Origin of the sequence: Mesorhizobium shonense, from assembly GCF_040545255.1 — a bacterium.
Lineage (GTDB): Bacteria > Pseudomonadota > Alphaproteobacteria > Rhizobiales > Rhizobiaceae > Mesorhizobium > Mesorhizobium shonense.
In genome coordinates, this window is the sequence record NZ_JBEPLM010000042.1 from 1 (window position 1) to 5,894 (window position 5,894).

A 5,894-nucleotide genomic window follows, 5' to 3' on the forward strand; every position below is an offset into this window, starting at 1 on the left:
ACGCCGGCCTGCGCCGCGAAGCTCGACTGGCCCTGGTCGACATCGGCGATGGTCAGCGCGCCCGAGGCGTTGAGGTGGCTGCTGGCGTCGACCGCAACGTCCTCCGTCACCGCGCCGGTCTGGATGCCTGCAATGATAGGGACATCATTCGTACCAGTAATGTTGACGACAATGTTGTAGTTCGCCGTCCCATCAGCTGATGTCACGGTCAAAGTGTCAGTGACATGCTGGCCCTGTGTCAGCGGATCGGCCAGCGCCTGATTGAGCGCGTAGGTCCAGGCGCCGGTGGTCGCGTCGAAAGTGAAGGTGCCGTATGAGCCCCCGAGGCTTGGCGGCGCCTGGAAATGGTTCTGGCCAGCATCCACGTCTGAAATGATCAACTGCCCGGACGCATTGGCGTCGCCGGGCGTGCCGTTGGCGACGCCGCCAGCTTCCACCACAGTTGTGTCCGCAGCCGGCACCGCGGTGATGGTCGCGCCATCATTGGCGCCTTGGATGTTGACCGAAACGCTTGCCCAGCTCAGGGTCCCATTGGCTAGCTTGATTGCATAGGTGAAGCTTTCGTTGATGTGGTCGTCGGCGCCAAGCGACTGCAGGCTCGAGTAGCCGCGTGCCGCCAGATACCCAGTGAGGTCCATCTCAACCTTGCCGTTGTTGATGCGGATCTGGACACCAGCAGCAATAGTCTCCCAGCTTGAGATGCCGGTTGCCTGCACGTCCTGGGTCGTCAGATCGATCGGCGCGTACTGCTTCGTCAAGGTCGTCGCGGAGATGCCGTCGTCCACGGAATACAGCGACTTGGCGTTGCCGCCCGCATCGTTCGCCATCACATCGAGCACGATGACGGTTTGAGAACCTGAAGCGAGAACGACGTTGTCTTCAGTATAGTTGAAGACATCATTCTGCGCCTGCGGCGTGTTGGAGAACGACACGGTTGTGCCACCGGCTCCGACGATTTGCGAAGTGCTCATTTAAGCTATTACCCCTGCCGCAGACGCGCCCGGCGTCCGGCTGTTGGCCGTCCGAGACGGCTGACTACCCCATGCCGAAAGGATCGGCGCCCAGTCTATTGGGAAGAGGAAATGCGCCATACAACCACGCGCAGCCCAACGGCCCGGCCCGTGAACGGCCAGCCCATAACGGCGGTTCACAGACAGGCGGCTCGATGGTGATGGCTGCCACGGCTATAGAAGCCGCGCTGCAATACCCCTACCCAGTAGCGCCCATCCCTCCGTAGTTGCCGAATCGGGAGATGTTCACGCTACCCCTTATATTAAGATACTATTAACTCTCCCCCGGGAACGTCAACAGCCAATTCTGTAAAGAGTTAATGACAATGGGCATTCTTGGGAGCCTTTTGCACAAACTGCACTGTCTTAGTCGATTGGTTTCAGGTCGAACAAACCGCGGCGTAGCTCGCTTCCTCAATACCTTCTTGCCACCTCGCTCTGCGAGCCGCCTTCTCGGATAGTGGGCTTCCGCTCGCTATCGATATTGCTTATTGGCCATCAGAATCTTGATCTTCAAACGGGACCGAGGATTTGCGGCGAGCATAGTGGAAAAACCATGGAGTTCGCGGGGTTCCGCAAGGACGTTCCTACCCGATGGTGCAGGGCAGCGCTCGGTCCGCGCCGAAGCCGCATTGGACGGATCCGTCACGTTTCTGGCAAGCACCCGCCGACTGACCGTCAGCGCTCACGCAAACTGTCATGCTCATAGCGCATCAGTGGCGAGAGGAGATAGTTCATCAGGGTCCGAGATCCGGTCTTAATTTCGACCACAACAGCCATTCCTGGTGAGAGATCGACCATATTTTCATCGATTCTCATCTTTGTCCGGTCGAGCGAAATCCGAGCCGTATACACGAAATTCTGACCCCTCGGCTCAGCACCGGCCGCTTCCTCCGAGGTCGGCTTTTCTCGTTGCATTGAATCGTGGGAAACGGTGATCACTTTACCCTGCAGAAGGCCGTAGCGAGTGAAATTGAACGTCTCGACCTTTATCGCGGCCGGTTGGCCAGGCCTGATGAAGCCTATGTCAGAGTTCGAGACCTGAGCTTCAATTTCAAGCTGGCTGTCGGTCGGCACCAGCACGAGTAGTGGTTGTGCCGGCGTCACGACGCCCCCGACAGTATGAACCGCGAGTTGCTGAACGTAGCCGTCAATCGGTGCAGTCAGAACCTGTAATTTGGTTCGCTTCTCCGCCTTTGTCAGGTCGCTGCTGAGGCCCGCCGCTTTCCGTTCCGCATCCGCCAATTTCTCCAAAAGGTCTCGGCGATAGTCGGCGTCGACCTCGCGTAGGCTCTCGGTGATGGCTGCAAGTGCCGCTTCAGCTTCATTGTATCGGCTCTTATTAACTGCGAGGTCATGCTGCTGATCGATCAACTGCTGGAGCGTTTCGAGATATGTCAGCTTCGAACTGAGTTGCCGTTCAACGAGGGTCTTGTAGATCGCCGTGCGCTGCTCGACTACCGGGATCGTCTCATTCAGCTTCTCGATCAATGCGCTGATCGTGTCCCGCTCGGCTCGCTTTTGCTCTTGTTGACGGTCGAGGGAAGCAAGCTTTGCCTGATGCTCCTCCACTTGCGTACGCAAGAGTTGGCGCTGCATCGAGACGAGCTCAGCCGAAACACCCGAGGGGGGCCTGAAGTCGCCGACAGGATCGGGACTCGTACTCAGAGCAGCACGCAGCCGGGCGACCTCCAACTGGGCCGCAGTCAGATCGCTGCGCAAATGATCGCGATCCGCTGCGTTAATCGTAGGATCGAGTTCGATCAGCACGTCGCCCGCCTTAACAACCTGGCCATCCTGAACATGGATCGCTCGAACGACCCCGGCCTCGAATGGCTGGATGAGCTTTGTCCGACCGCCGGGAACGATCTTGCCCGGAGCAGAGGCGATGATGTCGACGTTGGTAAAGGAGGCCCAGGTGATCGCGGCACAGAATAAGGCCCCTATTACCATCGCAATCGCACGGCCGACAGGCGACGGCGGAGTTTCCACAATCTCCAGGGCAGCCGGCAAAAACGCCAACTCGTATCGAGTTGGCTGAGCAGGACTGGTCCGAAGCGGAACGACATTGCTACCGGACTTCATGGATTCCCGCCTGCAGTCGGTGTAGCGAGGCATAGCAGCCGCCGCTGTTGATCAGGTCATCGTGCGTTCCGTCCTCAACCAGCCGGCCGCGCTCGATCGAGAGAATGCGGTCCGCTCGGCGGACTGTGGATAGCCGGTGGGCGATGATAAACACTGTGCGCCCCTTGGCGATCTCAGTCATGTTCTGCTGAATGGTGCGCTCGCTGTCGTAGTCCAGCGCGCTAGTCGCCTCGTCGAAGATGAGGACGCGCGGATTCGTGACTAGTGCGCGGGCGATGGCGATACGCTGACGCTGGCCGCCGGACAGGTTGGTGCCGCGTTCACCGATTATGGTGTCATACCCCTCCGGAAGTTCCAAGATGAACTCTTGCGCTCCGGCCGTGGTGGCCGCCGCCATGATCTGATCCATTCCTATGGTCGGATCGGCGAGTGCGATGTTGTCGCGGATCGTGCGGTTGAAGAGAACGTTTTCCTGCAGCACCACGCCTATCTGTCGGCGCAGCCAGGTGGTATCGACCATGGTCAGATCAACACCATCCACAAGCACCCTGCCGCTCTCGGGCACATAGAGACGCTGGATCAGTTTCGTAAGGGTGCTCTTGCCAGAGCCAGAGGGACCGACAATGCCTACGACCTGGCCGGCCGGCACTGAAAAATGAATATCCTGCAAGATCTCGGGCCCGTCGAGGCGATATCGGAAGCCAACATGCTCAAAGGTTACATCGCCGCGCATGGCCGGTAGAGCTGCGCGGCCGGGATTAAAGCTCGGCTCGGGCGGAGTGTTGAGGATGTCACCCAGGCGAGCCACCGAGAGCCGTGCCTGGTGGAAGTCCTGCCAGATCTGCGCGAGCCGCAGCACCGGCGCGCTCACCCGTCCGGCCAGCATGTTGAAGGCGACGAGCTCGCCGACAGTGAGCTGACCAGCGATGACCATCTTCGCCCCGAAATAGAGTACTGCGGCCGTCACCAGCTTGCTGATCATCTGAACGGACTGACTAGCGGTGTTGCCGAGACTGAGCACCCGGAAACTTGCCGCCACATACCCGGCAAGCTGCTCTTCCCAACGCCGCTGCATCTGCGGCTCGATGGCCAGAGCCTTGAGGGTTTCGACGCCGGTGACGCTCTCGACGAGGAAGGCCTGGTTCTCCGCGCCCCGCGCGAACTTTTCGTCGAGACGCCGCCGAAACAGTGGAGTCGCGCCTGCCGAAATCAATATATAGAATGGAAACGAGCTGAGAACGATGCCCGTTAATTCCAGCGAATAGACGAGCATAACTCCGACGAACAGGAACGTGAAAAAAAGGTCGATCACGAGCGTCAGAGCCGAGCTAGTGAGAAAATTGCGAATATTTTCGAGTTCCCGAACCCGGGCGACAGAGTCACCTACCCTCCGCGCCTGGAAATAGGCGATCGGCAGTGCCAATAAATGCCTGAATAGGCGGGCCCCAAGTTCCACGTCGATGCGGTTGGTCGTGTGGGCAAAGAGATATGTGCGCAAGACGCCGAGCACTGCCTCAAATATGGCAATTGCAACCAGGCCGATGGCCAGCACATCGAGCGTGCTCAAACTCTGGTGCACAAGCACCTTATCGATGACGACCTGAAAGAAGAGGGGCGACACCAACGCCAAGGCCTGCAGAAAGAAGGAGGCAACCAACACCTCGCCCAGAAGCTGGCGATACTTGTGGATGGCGCCCATGAACCAGCCAATGTCGAACCGCCGGGCTAGGTCGGTTAGGCCAGCCCGGCGCGTCATCAGCACTAGCTGCCCGTCCCAAACCCCTTCGAATTCGATGCGCGTCATTAGCTTTGGAACCGGCGAAAGTGGCGCCTGCACAAGCGCCTTTTCGTCGCCGACTTTGCCTACAAGCAGGAAGCCGCCTTCGCTCAGCGAGACAATGCCGGGCAATGGGGTTCGCGCAAGCCGATCCCAATTTGTCCGCCGTGCTCGCGCCTTGAGGCCCAGTTCCCGGGCGCAGCGGAGCATCTCCGTAATGCCGATCGATGCCGCGGGGAAGCGGTGGCGGATCTGCTCCGGATCAGCCGCCACTCCGTGAAAACGCAGCAACATCACCAGGGCGGCGAGCCCGGGGTCGCCGGAGCTTGCGTTTTCACTTTGCCTCACCACGTCCATCAGCCCTGCCCCCGAACCAAGTGTCACGCGTTCTGTGGCTGGCTGAGCAACGTCGCCGTATCAGTCGGCGGAATGCTGATGAGTGTGCCCCCATGCCCGTCGCTAACTTGCGTGAAGCTCGAGGCTAGATATTGCCCCAGCAGCGCGACCTGTGCGGTATGATTGCCATCGGTGATGGTGAGAGTTCCGCCTGTATCGGTCTGATTTGCCGCGTATCCGAGGCTGGTGGTATTTCCAAACATTATGTCGGAAAGGTCGAGGAAATTGCCTGCGGCCAGATTGCTGACCGTCCCCGTGTAGTCCTGTGAATCGTCCAGCCGCAGCGTGCCTGTGGAGCCGACGGCGAACGTCACATTTTCGTTCGAAGCAGCCGCATATTCAAGTTTTGACGCACTGAGGATGATTGCCGAGCCGCTGTCGTTCACAGCGGAGTTGACGACGATATCGCCGCCGTCCGCCAGGATCGTTCCAAAGTTCTGGAACACGCCATTGAAGGTCAGCGTGCCGCTCTCAACGTCGACCGTGCCGGTGTTGTTGAAGCGCGTGGCGATGGTCGAGGTGGTTGCCACACCCGACTTGACGAAGGTGCCGGCGTTGTTGACCGCTGCGGCCGAGCCGTCGTCGCCAGGCCCCCAATTGTTGGCATAGATATACAGTCCGCCGTC

Annotated in this window: 3 protein-coding genes and 1 pseudogene; all 4 read right to left on the reverse strand. The window is 59.4% G+C overall.

Annotated features, from left to right (window positions below):
* The coding region (locus ABID26_RS36810; RefSeq protein WP_354418392.1) for a VCBS domain-containing protein at positions 1-971 on the reverse strand (971 nt) is incomplete at its 3' end.
* A gap of 717 nt (positions 972-1,688) precedes the next feature.
* A complete protein-coding gene (locus ABID26_RS36815) occupies positions 1,689-3,095 on the reverse strand; it encodes an HlyD family type I secretion periplasmic adaptor subunit (protein ID WP_354418394.1) in 1,407 nt (468 codons plus the stop codon).
* Entirely contained in the window at positions 3,082-5,229 is a 2,148-nt protein-coding gene (locus tag ABID26_RS36820; protein ID WP_354418396.1) for a type I secretion system permease/ATPase, read from the reverse strand. Before ABID26_RS36820 ends, ABID26_RS36815 begins: the two co-directional genes overlap by 14 nt.
* A gap of 23 nt (positions 5,230-5,252) precedes the next feature.
* A pseudogene (locus ABID26_RS36825) lies at positions 5,253-5,894 on the reverse strand (hypothetical protein); the annotation flags it as partial.